12 protein-coding genes are annotated in these 20,395 nt (G+C 39.6%); 10 read left to right on the forward strand and 2 right to left on the reverse strand.

The features are described 5' to 3' along the window. Positions 1-43 precede the first annotated feature (43 nt). Both Xedl_RS00620 and umoD read left to right on the forward strand, forming a co-directional pair. Positions 44-1,348, forward strand: a complete 1,305-nt coding sequence (locus Xedl_RS00620; RefSeq protein WP_074022136.1) for an NAD(P)/FAD-dependent oxidoreductase — start codon at positions 44-46, stop codon at positions 1,346-1,348. A 588-nt stretch (positions 1,349-1,936) separates the two neighbouring features. After that, a complete protein-coding gene (gene umoD / locus Xedl_RS00625; protein ID WP_074022137.1) occupies positions 1,937-2,419 on the forward strand; it encodes a UmoD family flagellar biogenesis regulator in 483 nt (160 codons plus the stop codon). Between the two features lie 145 nt (positions 2,420-2,564). On the opposite strand, the gene mfd is transcribed toward umoD, so the two are convergent. Beyond that, positions 2,565-6,017, reverse strand: coding sequence for a transcription-repair coupling factor (gene mfd, locus Xedl_RS00630; protein WP_074022138.1), 3,453 nt, complete (start codon positions 6,015-6,017; stop codon positions 2,565-2,567). Positions 6,018-6,214: 197 nt separating this feature from the next. On the opposite strand from mfd, the gene lolC reads away from it, so the two are divergent. From lolC to Xedl_RS00670, 8 genes are all read left to right on the forward strand, one after another. Next, positions 6,215-7,417, forward strand: coding sequence for a lipoprotein-releasing ABC transporter permease subunit LolC (lolC, locus tag Xedl_RS00635; RefSeq protein WP_074022139.1), 1,203 nt, complete (start codon positions 6,215-6,217; stop codon positions 7,415-7,417). Next, positions 7,410-8,114: a lipoprotein-releasing ABC transporter ATP-binding protein LolD gene (gene lolD / locus Xedl_RS00640; protein WP_074022140.1), complete on the forward strand. Its 705-nt coding sequence runs from the start codon at positions 7,410-7,412 to the stop codon at positions 8,112-8,114. The genes lolC and lolD overlap by 8 nt, the downstream gene beginning before the upstream one ends. After that, positions 8,114-9,361 (forward strand): lipoprotein-releasing ABC transporter permease subunit LolE, encoded by a 1,248-nt coding sequence (gene lolE, locus Xedl_RS00645; RefSeq protein WP_074022141.1) that lies wholly within the window; start codon positions 8,114-8,116, stop codon positions 9,359-9,361. The genes lolD and lolE overlap by 1 nt, the downstream gene beginning before the upstream one ends. Before the next feature lie 15 nt (positions 9,362-9,376). Then, positions 9,377-10,207: a Sir2 family NAD+-dependent deacetylase gene (gene cobB / locus Xedl_RS00650; protein WP_074022142.1), complete on the forward strand. Its 831-nt coding sequence runs from the start codon at positions 9,377-9,379 to the stop codon at positions 10,205-10,207. Between the two features lie 65 nt (positions 10,208-10,272). Next, the gene (pepT, locus tag Xedl_RS00655; protein ID WP_074022143.1) at positions 10,273-11,508 is read left to right on the forward strand and encodes a peptidase T; all 1,236 of its coding nucleotides are present in this window, start codon (positions 10,273-10,275) and stop codon (positions 11,506-11,508) included. An 838-nt stretch (positions 11,509-12,346) separates the two neighbouring features. Beyond that, positions 12,347-13,915 (forward strand): hypothetical protein, encoded by a 1,569-nt coding sequence (locus Xedl_RS00660; RefSeq protein WP_074022144.1) that lies wholly within the window; start codon positions 12,347-12,349, stop codon positions 13,913-13,915. A 160-nt stretch (positions 13,916-14,075) separates the two neighbouring features. After that, a complete protein-coding gene (locus Xedl_RS00665) occupies positions 14,076-15,083 on the forward strand; it encodes a hypothetical protein (RefSeq protein ID WP_074022145.1) in 1,008 nt (335 codons plus the stop codon). Positions 15,084-15,257: 174 nt separating this feature from the next. Beyond that, positions 15,258-16,121, forward strand: coding sequence for a hypothetical protein (locus Xedl_RS00670; protein ID WP_074022146.1), 864 nt, complete (start codon positions 15,258-15,260; stop codon positions 16,119-16,121). Positions 16,122-16,207: 86 nt separating this feature from the next. Here Xedl_RS00670 and Xedl_RS00675 read toward each other — a convergent pair whose 3' ends face one another. Beyond that, on the reverse strand, positions 16,208-19,894 hold the full coding sequence (locus Xedl_RS00675; RefSeq protein WP_074022147.1) for an inverse autotransporter beta domain-containing protein: 3,687 nt from the start codon (positions 19,892-19,894) through the stop codon (positions 16,208-16,210). Positions 19,895-20,395 lie beyond the last annotated feature (501 nt).

Below are 20,395 nucleotides of genomic sequence, written 5' to 3' on the forward strand. Positions count from 1 at the left end.
AGCGCCTTACATAACATTATGTTGTATTTTCAGTGGGGTATTCATGACAACGCCAAAGACAAGAATTGTCATCATTGGTGGGGGCGCTGGTGGTTTAGAGCTAGCAACGCGTTTGGGACACAAATTAGGGCGTAAGAAAAAAGCCGAAATTACTTTGGTGGATCGTAATAATAGCCATTTATGGAAACCACTATTGCATGAAGTGGCAACGGGATCTCTCGATGATGGTGTTGATGCATTGAGTTATTTGGCCCATGCAAGTAACCATTATTTCAATTTCCAGCTAGGTACACTCACGAATATCAATCGTGAAGGGAAGAAAATTACTCTGGCTGGGATCAGTGATGAAGATGGTGATTTGTTAGTACCAGAGCGTGAACTGGCTTACGACATTCTTGTCATGGCATTGGGCAGCCGATCTAACGATTTTGGCACGGTTGGTGTGAAGGAAAATTGTATTTTCCTTGATAACCCGCAACAGGCACATCGTTTCCACAATGAAATGTTGAACCTGTTCCTGAAATATTCTGCCAATCACTGCGCAGAAGAAAAAGTGAATATCGCGATTGTTGGCGGTGGGGCGACTGGCGTAGAGCTTTCCGCGGAACTCTACAATGCAGTTAAGCAATTTAACAGTTATGGCTTTGAAAGCTTGAATTCAGACGCCCTTAACGTGACTTTGGTTGAGGCAGGGGAGCGTATCCTGCCTGCATTGCCGACCCGCATTTCCAGTGCAGCCCATCAGGAGTTGACTAAGCTGGGTGTTAAGGTATTAACCAAGACAATGGTCACCAGTGCTGATGAGCATGGGTTGAATACCAAAGAGGGCGAGCAGATCAAAGCGTCCTTGATGGTTTGGGCTGCGGGAATTAAAGCCCCTGACTTTATGAAAGATATTGGTGGATTGGAAACAAACCGTATCAACCAATTGGTTGTAAAGCCAACTTTGCAAACCACACGGGATGATCATATTTTTGCTATTGGGGATTGCGCATCATGTCCGAAAAAAGAAGGTGGTTTTGTTCCTCCTCGTGCGCAATCCGCTCATCAGATGGCAAGCCGTTGCTATGACAATATCTTGGCACTGTTGAATGAAAAACCATTGAAAGAGTATGTTTACAAAGATCATGGTTCATTGGTTTCATTATCCAAGTTCAGTACTGTCGGTAGTCTGATGGGGAACTTGATGCGTGGTTCAATGATGGTTGAAGGCCGTATTGCTCGTATGGTTTATATCTCTTTGTATCGTATGCATCAGGTAGCTCTGCATGGATATATTAAAACAGGTTTAATGATGCTGGTCGGTGGAATTAACCGCGTTATTCGTCCACGCCTGAAATTGCATTAATTAGCCGAAAAATGGCTCATCTTGAGTAATTTATTGAGATGAGTCATTTAACTACTCATTATGTTTATTATTATACATATCATAATTATTCTTCTCTAAATTTGTCTTGGTTATTTACTATATTGAATAAACCTGTATTTGAATCAAGTTCAGGCCTTATTTTAATAAATTAATTATTGTTATATGTGATAACTTTTTAAAATAATGACCAATAATTATATTGATATGTTAACAAAATACATTTAATTGACTTAGTTATGCATACCTATCTAATAGGCAATCAAATAATTTATCAGTAGATTTAATTAATCGTTATAATAGAGCCTGTTTTAGTGAGGTTACCTTGGCATTATAAATTTGCTACAGTCTGTAGGATCAGAACATTAGGATAGATAACTTATATTTTTTATGTTGTATGTGCTTTTTATATAGCAACCTTTATTGTGATAAATCCCCATGTATTAACGCTTAATGAAATAGGATTTTTCTCAATAATGAATTTAGCGCATTTTTAGCTTACTTAAAATCGTGGTGAAATATTCTTTTAATAAAATCGTGTGGAAAACTATTAATATATCAAGGTGCTATGTGGTTAAGCTAACGATAAGACAGTATATAATGAGTTCTATAATAACTATTATCACTATTGCTATCATCGGTGCATCTGCAACGTTTTATTTTGAATCCCCACGCCCCAGCGTTGCGCATGTATTATCTGCGGAACCCATCAGGTCAACGGTTGTTTTTCGTCAATCCTATTGTCATATCGCAGTATTTCCCATTCCTGATATAGGAAAAAATATGGCCCATCATCATTTGATTAAAAATGAATATCGTATTTTAATTCTCATTAACCAATTGAAAATTAATAGAAACTATCCCGCTTTAATCCACTCGACGTTAAAAAACTGCATAGAACTTCATTTTAAAAAACCCCGTGTCGTTGCCTATGACGTAAATTATGTCATTGGCGAACAACCAGGAAAAATCAGGATGGCGTACAAACCTGATGACACTATCCCTTTAAATGAGAAAGGCCAATTGATCCTGGGATCGTATTCACAACAATGAGTTTCTCTTAACTATTAGTCGAAGGTTAAAGGTAAAAGTGATTGCACTATTTCGCTTGTCGTTCGCATAAAGTTGTATATTGGCGAACTGGGCAAACAAAATAGTGCAATCATGGTATTGCTTTTTTATCGCTTAAGTGGCTCGATTAGGCATCGCTCTGGTGCAGATCGAAATTTTCTAATAATTGCTGGATAAACGATAAACGAGTAGCTCGCTCAGTTAATTCAGTAATAAATTTCAATTTATAGGAACCATCCAATCGGTAAACATTGGGCTGCGTTTGCAACAAACCAATGAGATAATTCGGTTCGACTTTATTATGACTACCAAACTCAATGAAACCGCCTTTTTCATGTGCTTCAATGCGTTTGATACCGAGTTGTTGGGCAAGCAGGCGAATAGCAGCAGATTGCAGCAGTTGGCGTCCTGAATCGGGTAGAATACCAAATCGGTCAATAAGTTCGACTTTCAATTCATCCAATTCGAGATGATTCCGTGCGCTGGCAATGCGCTTATAGAAAGACAAGCGCATGTTGACATCAGGGATATAGTCATCCGGTAACAGCACAGGCATACGCAATTCTATCTCAGTCTGGTTGTTAGTAAGATCTTCCAGCGAAGGCTCCCGCCCATTTTTAAGGGCATCAACGGCGCTTTCCAATAATTCCATATAAAGAGTGAAACCGATGCTGGTCATCTGTCCACTTTGGTCTTCACCCAATAATTCGCCAGCTCCCCTAATTTCCAAATCGTGGGTAGCCAATGCAAAACCAGCGCCCAAATCTTCGAGAGAGGCAATGGCTTCCAGCCGTTTTTGCGCATCACTGGTCATAGCTTTTGGATGGGGTGTTAACAAATAGGCATAGGCTTGATGATGAGAGCGCCCGACCCGTCCGCGTAATTGGTGTAATTGGGCTAAACCAAAATGATCGGCACGTTCGATGATGATGGTATTGGCACTGGGAATATCAATACCCGTTTCGATAATAGTGGTACACACCAAAACATTAAAACGTTGGCGATGGAAATCCGTCATCACGCGTTCCAGATCACGCTCACGCATTTGCCCATGCCCCACAACAATTCTGGCTTCGGGAACCAACTCTTCCAGTCGGGCTTTTGCCTTTTCAATGTTTTCAACATCGTTATATAGGTAGTAAACCTGCCCGCCGCGCAAAATTTCGCGCAGGATAGATTCACGTACCACGAGGCTATCATATTCGCGTACAAACGTTTTCACTGCCAGACGGCGGGCAGGGGGAGTGGCGATAATGGAGAGATCGCGTATGCCACTCATTGCCATATTGAGTGTACGAGGGATTGGGGTTGCGGTCAGTGTCAGAACATCAACATCAGCCCGAATAGCTTTGATACGCTCTTTATGGCGAACCCCGAAGCGATGTTCCTCATCAACGATCAACAAACCGAGATCTTTCCAGCGCAGATCACTTTGCAGGAGTTTATGAGTACCAATAATGATATCCACTTTACCTTCTGCTGCCATATCAATGACCTGCTGTTGTTCTTTTGCACTACGAAAGCGTGACATCACTTCAATGTGCACAGGCCAATTTGCAAAGCGATCGCGGAAATTATCATAATGCTGCTGCGCTAATAAGGTTGTTGGCACAAGGACTGCCACTTGCTTCGTGTTGATGACGGACAGGAACGCGGCACGCATCGCTACTTCTGTTTTCCCAAACCCGACATCGCCACATACCAGCCTATCCATAGCGATAGGTTTGCACATATCATCAAGTACTGCATTGATGGCCTGTTCTTGATCGGGCGTTGTATCAAATGGAAAACTTTGGCAGAACAGTTGGTACTGTTCGCGATCGTTCTTGAAAGCAAAACCTGGTTTGACGGCACGTTGGGCGTAAACATCCAGGAGTTCGGCAGCAACATCACGCACCTTTTCAGCCGCTTTCTGGCGTGCTTTGTTCCATGCCTCCCCTCCCAATTTATGCAAGGGAGCACTCTCCTCAGCACCACCCGCATAGCGGCTGATGAGATGAAGAGAAGAGACAGGCACATACAATTTATCTTCTCCGGCATAAGTCAGGATAAGGTACTCTGCCTTAATGCCACCTGCTTCTAACGTTATTAGCCCCTGATAGCGCCCAACGCCATGTTCAAGGTGAACAACCGGTTGTCCATGTCGTAATTCAGCGAGATTACGGATCAATGTCTCGGTATTGATAGTACGCCGATTATCTTGACGACGACGGCTGACACGTTCGCCAAGCATGTCACTTTCACAAATCAGGGCAAGATTGTTGTCTGCATCAATAAAACCATGCTCTGCGGCTCCAACCATCAAGTAATGGCCTGGATTATTGGCGTCAGCTAACTGGGTTATTTTTTGGGGTTTGATTTTGATGCGAGATAATAACTCTTGTATGGATTCTCGGCGTCCTTCGCTTTCCACTGAAAACACTACCTTACCCTCGCCGCTGAATTGCTCTATGAAACGGCGTAATTTATCCAATGGCGCTTTTTGCTGGGCAGCAACCGATAAATCAGGCAGGGGATGATAGGCTAAGTTGGTATTCCTTGCTTTTTGGGGCAAGGGTTCATTATCAACTTCAATACGAGGCCAATTTTTCAATTCCGCGAAGAGATGATTGACAGGCAACCAGAGTTGTTCAGGAGCGAGCAACGGGCGCATGGGATCAACTTTGCGGCTTTCAAAGCGAAGTTTGGTATCTTGCCAGAAACGCTCCGCCGCACTGACCAAATTCTGAGTAATCAACAGGGTATTTGCAGGCAGATATTCAAAGATGGCAGGCAAGGGACGTTCAAAGAACAACGGCTGCCAATATTCAATGCCAGCAGGGAGCATTTTTTTGCTGACTTGCTGATAAATATGTTCAGCATCACGACGGACTTCGAACTGTTCGCGCCATTGACTGCGAAACAGCTCAATCGCATCTTGATCGGTTGGGAATTCGTGTGCTGGTAATAAACTGATCTTTTCCACCTCAGCCAATGTGCGTTGGCTATCCACATCAAAAGTGCGCAGGCTGTCGATCTCATCATCAAAAAAATCAATACGATAAGGATACTCACTGCCCATCGGGAAGAGATCAAACAAGGCACCGCGTGTCGCAAATTCGCCATGTTCAAGTACCTGTTCAACACTGCGGTAACCCGCTTGTTCCAATTCTGCCCGCAGTTTATTACGTGAAAGACGTTGCCCCTTGTGCATGACCAACGCATGTCCTTTGAGATAATCGTGTGGGCAGACACGTTGCATCAACGTATTGACGGGAAGGATTAATGCACCTTTCGCCATAAATGGTAAGTGATAAAGCGTGGACAGGCGGTTGGAGATGATTTCTTGGTGAGGAGAAAAACTATCGTAAGGCAAAGTTTCCCAATCTGACATGATATTTATTGGTGCGTCGGTGAACTGTTGAATTTCATCACGCAATCGTAGAGCATTTTGCATATCTTTGGTCACCAGCAGAATTATTCCTGGGTGACGTTCAATGATTTCAGCACATTCAACGGCACAGGCTGCACCCGTTAAATGGCCTAAGTAGCGGGTATCACCGCGGCTTTCAGGAAGTTGATAACGATATTTTGCTGACATAAGCGTTTGATGTGTTCTCTAAGATTCAGTCCATTCCCAACACATTTTTGCCCCAGTGGCCTTACAATAAATACGCTGGCAGGTTGAGAGAAAGTAAAAAAAACCACAGAACCGGGATACGGGTGGTTCCATAAAGTATTGCTACCCTTTATTATCCTCGAACACTTTGCTTTGGCAACAGGGGCGTAACAGATTTCATGTTTCAATCTGTCTCATTATTTATAGGATTGCGCTATATGCGCGGGCGGGCGGTCGATAAATTTGGCCGTTTTGTTTCATGGTTGTCAGCGATTGGCATTACGCTAGGCGTGGCGGCATTGATCACAGTATTGTCAGTCATGAACGGTTTTGAGCGTTCATTAGAAAATAGCATTCTGGGCTTTATGCCGCAGGCTATCATTACATCGGAAAAAAGCTCTATTAACCCCGTTGAACACCCAAGTCATCAGCTTGCTGGGCTAAAAGGCGTGAGCCGCATAACGCCGATTGTACAAGGAGATGTGGTACTACAGAGTCACCACAATGTTGGTGTTGGTGTCATGCTCGGTATTAACCGTGATGAATATGTGCCGTTGGCGGAACATCTTGTCAATGTTGATCGCAGCCAACTACAACCCGGACGTTATTTTGTCATTCTGGGCGAAAAATTGGCGGCCAAATTAGGGGTAAAACGGGGTGATCAAATCCGTATTATCGTGCCGAGTGCCAGCCAGTTAACGCCAATGGGCAGAATTCCCAGCCAGCGTTTATTCACTGTCGCGGGCACATTTTTCGCCAACAGTGAAGCTGATAGTACAGAAATGCTGGTTAATCAACAGGATGCAGCCAGATTGTTGCGCTATCCCGTTGGTAATATTACGGGCTGGCGTTTGTTTCTTGATCAGCCTCTATTAGTAGATGAGTTGAGCCAGCAAACCCTGCCAAAAGGGCTGATATGGAAAGATTGGCGCGAACGCAAAGGGGAATTCTTTCAGGCGGTTCGCATGGAGAAAAACATGATGGGATTATTACTGAGCCTAATCATTGCCGTCGCTGCTTTTAACATTATAACCTCTCTCTCCTTGTTGGTGATGGAAAAACAGGGTGAAATCGCTATCTTGCAGACACAAGGGCTGACCCGCCGTCAGGTCATGACTATTTTTATGATCCAGGGAGTGGGAGCCGGCATTATTGGCGCTGTATTGGGAACGGGATTAGGAATATTGCTCTCCAGTCAGTTAAATAACCTCATGCCAATTATCGGTTTGCTGGCTGAGGGCATGCAATTACCGGTTGCGATTGATACTACGCAAGTCATATTGATCGCTATCAGTGCCATGCTGATCTCCTTAATATCGACGCTATACCCTTCCTGGCGCGCGGCTGCCACCCAACCTGCTGAGGCTTTACGTTATGAGTAATCACCCTTTATTACTGTGTCATCAACTGTGCAAAAAATATCAGGAAGGAAAAATTTCTACAGAAGTACTCAAGGATGTCACTTTTTCCATGCAACAAGGAGAAATCATGGCCATTGTCGGTAGTTCTGGCTCTGGTAAAAGTACGCTTTTGCACTTGCTTGGAGGCCTGGATTCACCGACGTCTGGTGAAGTCCTTTTCAAAGGGCAATCACTCAACCAAATGTCTTCATCGGCACGGGCAGAATTACGTAACAGAGAAATTGGTTTTATTTATCAGTTTCACCATTTGTTGCCTGATTTTACGGCATTGGAAAATGTGGCGATGCCACTCCTGATTGGTGGTCAGAAACGTCGTGCTCAACCAAAAGCATTGGATATGCTGGCGGCGGTTGGGCTGGAAAATCGGGCGCATCATCGGCCATCTGAACTGTCAGGGGGAGAACGCCAACGTGTCGCAATTGCCCGCGCATTGGTAAACGAACCTTCTTTGGTATTGGCGGATGAGCCAACGGGTAACCTTGACCAACGAAATGCTGACAGTGTGTTTCGGCTTTTACAAGAATTGAACCAACAGCAAGGCACTGCCTTTCTTGTTGTCACCCATGATCTGAAATTAGCCAATCAACTGGCACGTCAGGTAGAAATGCATGATGGATATTTACAGGATAAATTAACCCTGACGGCGGGGGAGATGTAATGGTAAATCTGCCTCTTGCATTATTTACCGCATTACGATTTAGTCGTGGCCGACGTCGTTCAGGCATGGTTTCTCTGATCTCTGTCATTTCGACGCTGGGCATCATGCTGGGTGTTGCGGTGCTGATTATTGGCCTGAGTGCCATGAACGGTTTTGAACGAGAACTGCAAAATCGGATACTTTCCGTTGTTCCGCATGGGCAGATTTATGCTGTGGAGCAGCCTTTTCAGGATTGGGAAACCGCCCTCAGGCAGGTAAAACAGACACCAGGTATTGCAGGAGCTTCTCCCTATATTGAGTTTACTGGCCTGATGGAACGTGGTGAAAAACTGCATGCTATACAGGTACGTGGGGTCGATCTGGATACCGAGATGAGTGTGAGTACTCTGCCGCAGTTTGTGCGTCATGGGGCATGGAAAACGTTCAGGGCAGGAAAGAATCAGGTGATTTTAGGCCAGGGAGTGGCTGATTCACTGCACGTGAAACAGGGTGATTGGGTGACTGTCATGATCCCCAATAATGAGGCAAGCCTGAAACTTTTGCAGCCTAAACGTATTCGTTTACAAATTGCGGGTATTTTCCAGTTAAGCGGCATGTTAGATCACAGTCTGGCTCTTGTTCCTTTGGCTGATGCACAGAACTATCTGGATTACGGTAGTGCAATCACAGGTATTGCCATTAAAGCGGATAATGTTTTTGCCGCAGAGCAACGTGTTTGGGACGCAGGTAACGCGACAGGAAAATATGTGTATATCAGCACATGGATAAAAGATTACGGTTATATGTACAACGATATCCAGATGGTACGTAGCATCATGTACTTGGCGATGGTTCTGGTGATTGGTGTTGCTTGCTTTAATATTATTTCAACATTGATTATGGCCGTGAAGGATAAAAGCAGTGATATCGCTATTTTGCGCACGCTGGGAGCCAAGGATAGCCATATCAGGGCAATTTTTTTATGGTATGGATTACTGACAGGCATGATAGGTAGCATAATCGGTGCCGTTGTTGGAATTTTCATATCATTAAATTTGACGACTATCATTAAAGGGATAGAAAAGCTGCTTGGACACCAACTCCTTTCAGGAGATATCTATTTTATCGATTTTCTACCGTCAGAATTGCATGTTATGGATGTGTTTTATGTTCTGTTAACGGCACTGGTATTAAGCTTGTTGGCGAGTTGGTATCCTGCTCGTCGAGCCAGTAAACTTGATCCAGCGCGAATTTTGAGTGGGCAATAGTATATCGGGGTATCAATGCGGGTTCTTCATCGGCACAGTAAATTTTACCGAATGAGGCGATTACGGCGTCAACGATCACATAGACAAAATTTTTACAGGGATATCCGATTGGCAAATAAAATAGAAAAACCTTATGTGGTGGTACTGACGGGAGCAGGCATTTCTGCTGAGTCAGGTATCCAAACATTTCGCTCTTCTGATGGCTTGTGGGAAGAACATCGTGTCGAAGATGTTGCGACGCCGGAAGGTTTTCAGCGTGATCCCGATCTGGTGCAGGCGTTTTATAATGCACGTCGAAAGCAACTACAGCAACCGGATATCCAGCCTAATGCTGCACATTATGCTTTGGCCGAACTCGAACAGGAACTTGGCGACCATTTTTTATTGGTGACACAGAATATTGATGATCTGCATGAGCGTGCGGGAAGTCATCGTGTTCTGCATATGCACGGTGAATTACTGAAAGCTCGGTGTTGCCAATCTGGACAAGTCGTTGAGTGGAAAACTGATCTAACAATGGAAGATCGTTGTCATTGTTGCCAGTTCCCATCTCCATTGCGTCCTCATGTCGTGTGGTTTGGCGAAATGCCATTGGGGATGGAACAGATTTATTCTGCTTTAGCTGATGCTGATATCTTTATTGCTATCGGAACATCGGGCCACGTTTATCCGGCAGCCGGTTTCGTACATGAAGCTAAATTGTCTGGCGCACATACTGTTGAGTTGAATCTTGAACCTAGCCAGGTCGAAAATCTGTTTGATGAAAAACATTATGGTCATGCCAGTAAAATAGTTACGCAATATGTTCAATCCTTAATTCAGCAGATGAAGGCAAACAAAAGCTGACTTGACGCAATGTCTACGCTATCCATCTTTCTCATAATGCATTTACCTGAATTAGGGAGGAGAAGATGGATAGATTATTAGAGCGTTTTTTTAAATATATTGCATTTAATACCCAATCAAAATTATCCGCAAAAGCCATTCCTAGTAGTAACGGTCAGTTGGATCTTGCGAAGGTATTATACGAGGAGCTGAACCAGCTTGGTTTTGCCGATGTCACTCTCAATGAACGGGGATGTGTTATGGCAACATTGCCAGCAAATGTGGCAACGCCTGTTCCTGTCATTGGTTTTATTGCCCATCTCGATACCTCACCGGATTTTTCTGGTAAGCATGTGAATCCCCAGATTGTGGAAAACTATCGTGGCGGTGATATTGCGTTAGGGATGGGAGACGAAGTGTTGTCGCCAGTCATGTTTCCTGTATTACATAGCTTATTGGGAAAAACATTAATTACAACCGATGGGAAGACACTGTTGGGTGCCGATGATAAAGCCGGTATCGCTGAAATCATTACCGCAATGGTGCGCTTGAAACAGGGAAATATTCCACATGGTGATATTCGGATTGCGTTTACGCCAGATGAAGAAATTGGCAGGGGAGCGCACTATTTTGATGTAGAGGCTTTCGGCGCAGAATGGGGCTATACCGTTGATGGCGGTGGCGTGGGGGAATTGGAATTTGAAAATTTCAATGCGGCATCTGTGGTCATCAAGATTGTGGGTAATATGGCTCATCCGGGCAGTGCTAAAGGCGTTATGGTTAACGCATTGACATTAGCTATGCGCATTCACCATGCTTTGCCTGTTGAAGAGACACCAGAACAGACAGAAGGCTATGAAGGTTTTTATCATTTGTATAGCATGAAAGGGACTGTTGAGCGTGCCGAGATGCACTACATTATCCGGGATTTTGACAGAGCTAATTTTGAAAAGCGCAAAAAAAACCTTATTGCCATTGCGGAAAACGTCGGAGAAGGAGTGCATCCAGACTGCTACATTGAGCTGGCGATTGAAGATGATTATTACAACATGCATAGCGAAGTGCTTAAATATCCCCATGTTATTGCCATTGCTAAACAAGCAATACTGGATTGTCACATTGAGCCGATAATCCAGCCGATCCGTGGTGGGACTGATGGCGCAGGGTTATCTTATCGTGGCCTTCCTTGCCCGAATATTTTCACAGGCGGATATAATTACCATAGCAAGCACGAATTTATTTCACTGGAAGGTATGGAACTGGCAGTTAACGTAATTATGCGGATTGCTGAATTGACGGTAAGTCATGGGAGTTATGAGTAACTGTTAGCTCAAGTTGCGGCTAGTACACCTAAATAAACCTAACAGAGATCGATAAATAAAATATCTCTGTTAGATTAATGGTCATAATAAATAATGTATTATTAACAAGTTATGACATAATAAATAGTTTGATTCTCTCGATTATTTTGATTCTCTCGATTATTTTGATTCTCTAGGGAATCCCATGATTAAATATAATTTAATTGGTGCTTTTCTAATAAATATGCGAGTAGATATGTAAAATCATGCCATCCTTAAGCGATCTGAATGATATAGTGAAAATCCGCTAAAGAAATCTCGATTATACTCTTCAACCTTCGTCAGCTCTTAGCAAGGTTCACTTGCAAAACGCTATCTTTTTGAAAATACGTTGAAATGTATGACAGAATCATTGGGTATTATTTGAAATACTTATCAAGATCAATAAATTGGGATCATAACCTGATTTTTCAGTAAAAAATAATACAAAAAACAAAAATAATAATAAATCGCCAATAAAAAAGCGAATACATATACCATAAAATGGTTTTTTTAAAAGAAAATTATATTTTTAATGTATATATTGCATTTATAATTTTAATCTAAGATACTGTCAAAAAATAAACAAATAGATTTTAAACTAAAAGTTAGGGGTAAGGTAATTACTCATTGAGATGATAACATAAAAATAAAAATCAACCAATGTGATGGGTAAAAAATACAATTGACTGTGGAAAGTAACGTTATGATAAAGTAAACATCTATTCTATTTTGATGGGAATATTATGAAGTTTGTTGTTGATAGTGATATTTTAAAAATCAAAATATAAACCACGTTGATAAGAAGGAAAATTAAAAAATGCCATCTAACAATCAAAAAATAACAGTAACAACAGATAAGGGAACAGACCTATCTAAAAATCCAACATTAATTTCTGATCAAGATTTGAAATTAACAATTAATTTATCAGGAGGAGCGAAAGATTTTAAAGATACAGATACGATAACGCTTAATCCAACTGATGATTGGATAACAGTTATTAGAGAAGGTCAAGTTACAATTATGCCTACACATGCTAGTGTTGAGGTTTTTATTAAAGTTAGTAAAGACAAAAAATTTTTCAATACTTCACAATCTTTTACGGTAAAAACATCAAATACAGGCTATAAACCTCAGAGTTTCAGTTATAAAGTCTCAGATATAAATTCGGATACTTTATCATTAACAACAGATAAATTTTATATCGAAACACCTTCTGGCGAAAACAAACCAGATCTAACAAATCCTAATAAAGTAAAAATAACAACGACTGTGAAAAACAGTTCAGGAGCAGCAATTCCAAATTTAAGTGTTAATATATCAGCAAATAGTCTAGATAGTTTATTAACAATTGCTTTAATGGATGCTAAAGGTCATCCATTACAGATTAATACTAATAATTTTGAAAAACATCAACAAGTTACTTTAATCACGGATTCTCAGGGTAATTTGGAATTTTATGCATTTCCTCAAAAAGGTCAGTCAGCTGTATTAGCTTTCTATAGTTCGATAGAAGGTTTATCTATTGAACGTAAATCTAAAAATCCTTTATTTATTTTAGACTTAGTAGGTGCTGAGTTTGAAGAGCATCTGACAGCTCCCGATATAGGAGAACTATTAGGTGATGCCTTAAAGCCATTAGATAATGAAGAAGATTTTCATATAAAAATCCCTTCTTATGATGGTATAAAAACAACAGATTTTATCTTGTATCTTGTTAATGGTAACGTAGTAGGAAGCTATGTTACCATTTCGGATTTATCAAACTTAGATAATTATTCTTATCAGTTGCCATACTCAATATTCTCTGTGTCAAAGGAAAATGAATTTAGTTATATTATTGCAAGAGAAAATTCAAATATTAGATATTCAGATAGTCTTATTGTTAATTATGTTGGTTATCAGTATGGTCCACCAGACTCCGATAAAAATAGAGTTTTTGATCTTCCTAAAATATATTCAAGCTATGGAATTAATCCAGAATCTATTTTAAACCCAGGATATGGGATTAATTTCACTACAATTAATCAATATAGATTTAATGGGGGAGATACCCTTTATGTGGAAATTGAAGCTGACTCAGCAGATAACCAGAAAGTAAATCCTGGAGATACTGTTGCGATTGAGGTATTCATTAAGTCCTCAAATAGAGGTGATATATCCTATAATAAGACAATTCAATTACCTAAAGCAACTTCTCCTGCTACAACATCGAAAGGGCATATACCTATCCCTATTTCTATAACAGGAGATGTTGATTCAAGGATATCCGGCGGGAGCGCTGTTATTTATATTTTATATTATAAAGTGGATGTAGATAATGTTAAATACAGTCATAATTGGCAGGGATATATAGACACTGTTCTGCCTGGAGGAGGAATTAATTAACATTTAAATATAAATTATTCTTTTTAATTATAAACCAGGCCATCACTCATTTTTAATAAATATAGACGGCTAATAAAATACTTTCAATAACTGAAAAAAAGGGTGAATGCTGAAAATTATGAGAAAATTCATATAAATGGGATGCATTTACATACTAAATATGACATATGAATATAAATTAAATCCACCCTCCTATCCACAAGCATTAGGAGGTGTGATTGATATAGATGCTCAAAAATCTGAAGGGGCTAGATACATAACAATGCTAATTCCAGGTTATGGTGATGAAAAATCTGGTGACAGAATTGTTGGTTGCTTTACAGACAACAAAGGTAATACTATACCTTCATTTCCTTATTCTGTTAATATTAATATTATTCCCTCTAATTTCTTTGAAGTTGTATTTTCTATAGATGATTTTTCAACAGATGGAGAATATATAGGACATTATACTGTAACAAAACTATCGGGTAATACGGCACAATCTAAAATAGCAGCGGTAAATATTGAAACTGTGTTATCCAGTTTGCCTGATTATTTTCCTGCCGTTCCAGAAGCCACAGGTAATCATGGGACACTATTAACAAAAAGCGATTATTATAGGTTGGATAATTTAAAGGTAATTGTACCAATCTATACCGGCATGGCTTTAGGACAAACTGTTCAAGTTTTATGGCAAGGTCGTAATAATATACCGCCTTACTCAACGCCATCACAAGAAATAAATGAAATTATGCCGATGATATTTCATATTTCCCGGATGGAATTTATTAATAGTATTGGTAGTACAGCAAAAATCCGGTTTAAAGTTGGCGGATTAAACCCAAGTGCCTCTGTATACTCAGGAACTTTATCTCTAGATATTGCAGGGCAAAAACTTAATTTACCTCCCCCCAGACTTTTCTATCGAGGTGATGGAACTATTCACGTAATCATTGAATATCCTAATATGACATCAGATCAATCAGTAGAAATACGTGCAGTTGGAAAAACAATGATACAAACTCCTTATAAACCCGTTGATGATGTACAACAAATGGGGGCACGGCTTTCAACTGATTGGGTAGAAGAAAATCGGGGACAAATTGTACTAGTTGATTATGCGGTAGGAAGCATGCACCCAGGAGTCGAGTTTGATTTTTCTGAGGTATTAAGGCAAGTTTTATAACAAGTAATATACTTTTAAAAAATAATATTTTTAATAAGACGTTGGTGCATAATAAAGGAAATATTGGGATTGATAGACATAATTATTGTTTTAATTGTCTATATTCCTATGCGACAATGTCTTTTTAAAATATTGACTTATTTCATCAGAATTGAAAAAACATAGGTGAATGTTATGGAAAGAGTAAAGTTAATTATTAAATTATTTCTGTATATGGCATTTTTTATACCTGTCGCTAATGCTAACTCAGATACAGGGTACGACGTTGCGAAAAAAATAACTCAAAGGTATTTTGATAATCAAATATATTGCGGGGATGATGGGCTTCCAGTATTTTTATGCTCAGGAGTATTAATAAGGGGAACTGTTTCATCAGATAAATATCACTCATGGAACCCTAGCCAGACTTCTCAAAGAAAGGGAAGTGTTTCATTTTCTTATCTAAGATCTGACGTTAAAATCATTGAATTAGAAGTTAATCATCATAATGGTTATATTTTTTCTCCCTATCTTGAAAGTTTTGATAATACAGGTAACCCTAAAATTAATCCTGAAATCCTCTGTTATTTTCCTATCGATGGAGGCACCGATGCTAGAAATGATAAAGGATGTGGTTCTTATTCAGGGTATCTTAATAGTGGATCTTGTCAACAACAAAATATCACTACAGCAGAACAATGGGTTAATAATTACATAAATGTTAATCATTTTGATCGTAATGCTCAATGTGGTTTTGATGTGACTGGTGATAACAGTGCAGATATATTTATGCAGGCTATTAAAGTTAGCTCACTTATTGATTTGCCATTAAACAATGAATTACTTTTGGCTGTCTGGGACCAAGATATTCCTGAAAAATTACCTATAGAAGCTTTTTTTTATCAAAATGATGGATTACAAGATGCACAGCATGATCAAAAAGATTATTATCAATCTACCGGTATACTGCTACCTATCATAAAAATAATCTTCCCCAGGGATAAGAGTGAAGATGTTCGTTTTACTTATGACCAAGATGATCAGGTTAATATAAATTAATGACAGATTCTACAGTATTAAAGATAGATATATTTAGCTTTTGTTGCACTAATGATATGTTTCATTAGTGCAACAAACTATCAACATTACTTAACTACACAAAGTAGGTATCCTCCTCCTAATCTAACCGGATTTGTACTATGATCCAACGAGTTATAGATTAGATAATTATTATCATCATCCAAAACTAAAAAGAATGTAGTATGACTACCCGTAGGACTATTAATGTCATCACTCGTTAGTAGCAAATTCCATATACTAATATCTGGAAATTCTGTCGATAACACTGTGGCGTCATTATTATTAAAAATGTCTGCTTTTAAGTTTGGTGTAACAAGGCCACTATCTTCACAGTTTTTCCTACCATTCCATTGTAAACCCATATTATTTGGATCTTGTTCGAAATATCTTTTAACTTTTGTCGTATAAATATATAATTCTTTTATGCCACTGCTTTTGTTTGTTATTTTCGCAGACAATGTCGCGTTACCTGGCTTATAAAAAGATATTTCACCAGTATCTGCATCAATAGAGGTTATATCAGGATTGGTTGAAGAAAAAATAACTGAGTGATTGTTTGATTTGGTAATTTTTTCCCCATTCGAATTTCTTAATACCCCACTTAAAGAACTAAAGGCATTAACAGGTGCAGGTGAATTAGAAAAGATTATGTTTTCATTATCACTATTAACCGAGGGATTCTGGTTATTATATAGAAATATTTCTGCTTTTTTGGGAACAGGATTAAAAGTTCTTTTATCGCTAGTTTTGCTTATTTTTTTATTGAGGGTCAACGTTACGCTAAAATCATCAATACCTACATCACTTTTTACCCTTGCAACTAAATTCCCTTGTATATCAGTAACGTCTGAATCTTTAGTTACAGTCATATCTGCTATATTTTCTGGCACAGCCCATTCTACTGAATCAAACGTATAATTTGATACGTTACTATTTGTTTTCTTATTAGTAATTGTAGCTGTATAAGTATACGTATCAGAATTATTAGCCATTAATGATCCTGTCGGAGATATGCTAATATTTATATCTAAATCTTGTATATCTGGTATAAAAGAAACCGCCTTGGCTTCCTTGGGTGTTTCTTGTCCTTCCACCGCCAGCGAAACGACGACATCCTTCACCGCGTCGATACTGTCCAGTGTGGCAGTCAGTGTGCCGCCTTTTTCGGCAGTATTCCCTTTGGCTTTGAATTCAAGGTTTTTATTGCCCTTATTCTTATCGTCTAGGCTCCAGCGAATACTGGAAATTTCCTGGCCTTCGAGAACGGCCTTTCCATCCTGATCTACGATATAGGCCGTGTAGGTGTAGGCATTTTCTCCATTGGCTATCAGCGGTCCTGGCTTATCAATTGCGATTTGGCTGACATAGAACCTTTTCGGATCAGCCACAAAAGAAACCGCCTTGGCTTCCTTGGGTGTTTTTTGCCCTTCCACCGCCAGCGAAACGACGACATCCTTCACCACGTCGATACTGCCCAGTGTGGCAGTCAGTGTGCCGCCTTTTCCGGCAGTATTCCCTTTGGCTTTGAACTCAAGGTTTTTATTGTCCTTATTCTTATCGTCCAGGCTCCAGCGAATACTGGAAATTTCCTGGCCTTCGGGGACGGCTTTCCCATCCTGATCTACGATATAGGCCGTGTAGGTATAGGTATTTTCTCCATTGGCTATCAACGGGCCTGGCTTATCAATTGCAATTTGGCTGACATAGAACCTTTTCGGATCAGCCACAAAAGAAACCGCCTTGGCTGAGGCTGATTCCTTATTTTCAATAGAAAGTGTTACCACGACATCAGTTAATTGAATTTTGCTGCTTAATGTTGCTTCTAATTTCCCTTGATTCGTCTTAACCGTACCGGTTGGGCCATCGACAAAAATATCTTTCATTTCATTTCCCATAGAATCTTTGCCAACCGCGTTCCACTTCACATGATTAATATTCACTTCCCCCACCGGTAAATTGTTACTGAACGTGATCTCTGCCGTGTAAGTGAACTTTTGAACACCATCAGAAATCAATGGTTTTTTAGGATCGGGCATCACATTCAGTGCGTTGCCTTTTATTTTATAGTCACTAAATGTCACCTTACCTATTTTCTGCCGTGGAGCACCATCTAGCTGTATGTAAACAACGACCTCTTGGTGTATTTTTTTACTGACTAAAATGTTGGGCACTAATTGCCCTTCTTTATTTGTTAATTCTCCTTTTTCATTCGTTTGGGCAGGCTTATCATTCCATTTGAAACTTAAGCCAGATTCATCGCCTAAAGCGGGTTCAGTTGTCCAAGTTACTTTATCAATTTTAGCATTCTTGACAAACTTTCCAGCGGGTAAACCCTGATAAGTAATAATGGGATCGCTGAATGTATACCCATTTTCTTCATGGCCTGTTGTTGCCGGATATTCAGGTGGAATAATGTTTATTTTTCCATCGATCAAAAAAGGAAGGATTTTTATAGGAACCTGAATAACTTTGGTTCCTCCTTGATTATAGGTGATTAATATATCCAATTTGTAATCGCTTTTATGTGTTTCCTGATAACTGGGAAGTGTAATAACAATGCTTTTTCCTGAGTCAGAAGAGAGTTTCCCGTGATTATTTGTAAATGCTTTATCTGTCACAATCCAACGAATGTGTTTAATATCTGCATCAGATTGGATAGGTGCATTAACGGGTATCTCTTGCTGTCCATATCCAACAATAGGCTCTAACGCGATCAACACTTCTTGCTCTTTTTTTAAGTGATCTAAAATAATATGGTTATTTCTTTCCACCAGATCATAACGGCTACCCACTAATGTCCGCATTGAAGCGACATTAACGGGTGATAATTGAGTACTAAAGGGAACCCCAAATTTATAATTTAAGTTTGCCAAAAACTGTGTTTCAGTATGGCCACTTTTCCCTTGTTTATAGTCCACACCCATAGTGAATAATGGAATCGGGGTATAAGTTAGGCCTAATTTAGCCAGGATGGGGTTTTTCTGTTTGGTGTCACGATTAAATAAAGTTACGTTATCACCAAGATATTGCTCATATGTCAGTTTCATTCCCAGATTAGGGTAAGCAGGTAAAAAAAACTCTCCATTAATATCATAACCGTTGGCGGGGCGTTCATAATAATCTTGAAAATTTCGTGATTTTTGCCAGTCACTTAAACGATAATAGGTATTAGCGGAAAGTTTAATATAGTCGCCCCAAATTTCTCCTCCCAGCCCCAAACGTTGATTTTTTCCAGTAAAGTCATGATCATAAAAAGTATTTAAACCATACATCCAATTCTGATAAAAATAGCGACCACCTAAACCCAGATTTATGGTATTTCGGCTATCTTTATTACGATAACCCAATTGGGAAAAGAACAACCAATCTGTTTTGTTATCGTAAAGTGGTAATAGTATATCGAGTGAGTAATCTTTCAGCGTCCATCTTCTATCTAGCCCAAGGTTAATTCTGGCAGTACCAAACTGCGATAACCATTTTTGAGTTTCTGAAGATAGGGTGCTATTAAATTTACCCAAAGCATAGGATTTTGCTTGTTCTGCAAGGTTTGAAGGTGATGATAAAACATTTCCAAATGTTTGGATATGACCAGCAATGATATGTGATATATCAGTTTCAGCGGTATTATGCGTTTGTTTTAAATGTGCATTCGGCTTCTCTGGATTTATATTATGCACTTCGGAAGCATTACTCATTGAGATAATCATAAATAATGTGTAAAAAACAATGATTTTTCTTACATATGAAAACATTTATAAATACCTCATAAGGATTCATACCAGTTGTTAACTCAGTATCACTTATCCCAATATATTGATTAATAATAGCTGTAACTGCTCGAATTTAAAAATATTTATGCTCATGTTAAGTGATAATGAAATTTGGATCCTACAGTTTGTCTGTTATTCCGTATGGGTTCATACTATTAGAACTCACCTTGAACTATTTCGATAATTTTTTGGAAAAAGGTTAAATCAGAAGAAAACCATGTAGTCAATGCACCAAAGTCGGATACAAATTCTTAAAACTGATGAAATCGATGAGCTGTATCTCCGTCCAGATTTCAGTCAGATAGAACGCGAAAAATATTCACCCATATCAGAAATGACTTAAGAATAGCAAAAATTAATTATTGTGCTGCTTTTTTTATTGGCTAAATAAGCTTTCAAAATAGTAGATCACTTGGAGGGAACTCAGTCCAATTTTTGCGATCTGATTAATCGCCAAATCAAAAAAAATCCCAAAATGGACTG

It is taken from the genome of Xenorhabdus eapokensis (assembly GCF_001908105.1).

Coding starts and splice junctions, on each gene's coding strand:
- Xedl_RS00620 (WP_074022136.1), top strand. CDS start 44: ATGACAACGCCAAAGACAAGAATTGTCATCATTGGTGGGGGCGCTGGT.
- mfd (WP_074022138.1), bottom strand. CDS start 6,017: ATGTCAGCAAAATATCGTTATCAACTTCCTGAAAGCCGCGGTGATACC.
- lolC (WP_074022139.1), top strand. CDS start 6,215: ATGTTTCAATCTGTCTCATTATTTATAGGATTGCGCTATATGCGCGGG.
- lolD (WP_074022140.1), top strand. CDS start 7,410: ATGAGTAATCACCCTTTATTACTGTGTCATCAACTGTGCAAAAAATAT.
- lolE (WP_074022141.1), top strand. CDS start 8,114: ATGGTAAATCTGCCTCTTGCATTATTTACCGCATTACGATTTAGTCGT.
- cobB (WP_074022142.1), top strand. CDS start 9,377: ATGCGGGTTCTTCATCGGCACAGTAAATTTTACCGAATGAGGCGATTA.
- pepT (WP_074022143.1), top strand. CDS start 10,273: ATGGATAGATTATTAGAGCGTTTTTTTAAATATATTGCATTTAATACC.
- Xedl_RS00660 (WP_074022144.1), top strand. CDS start 12,347: ATGCCATCTAACAATCAAAAAATAACAGTAACAACAGATAAGGGAACA.
- Xedl_RS00665 (WP_074022145.1), top strand. CDS start 14,076: ATGACATATGAATATAAATTAAATCCACCCTCCTATCCACAAGCATTA.
- Xedl_RS00670 (WP_074022146.1), top strand. CDS start 15,258: ATGGAAAGAGTAAAGTTAATTATTAAATTATTTCTGTATATGGCATTT.
- Xedl_RS00675 (WP_074022147.1), bottom strand. CDS start 19,894: ATGTTTTCATATGTAAGAAAAATCATTGTTTTTTACACATTATTTATG.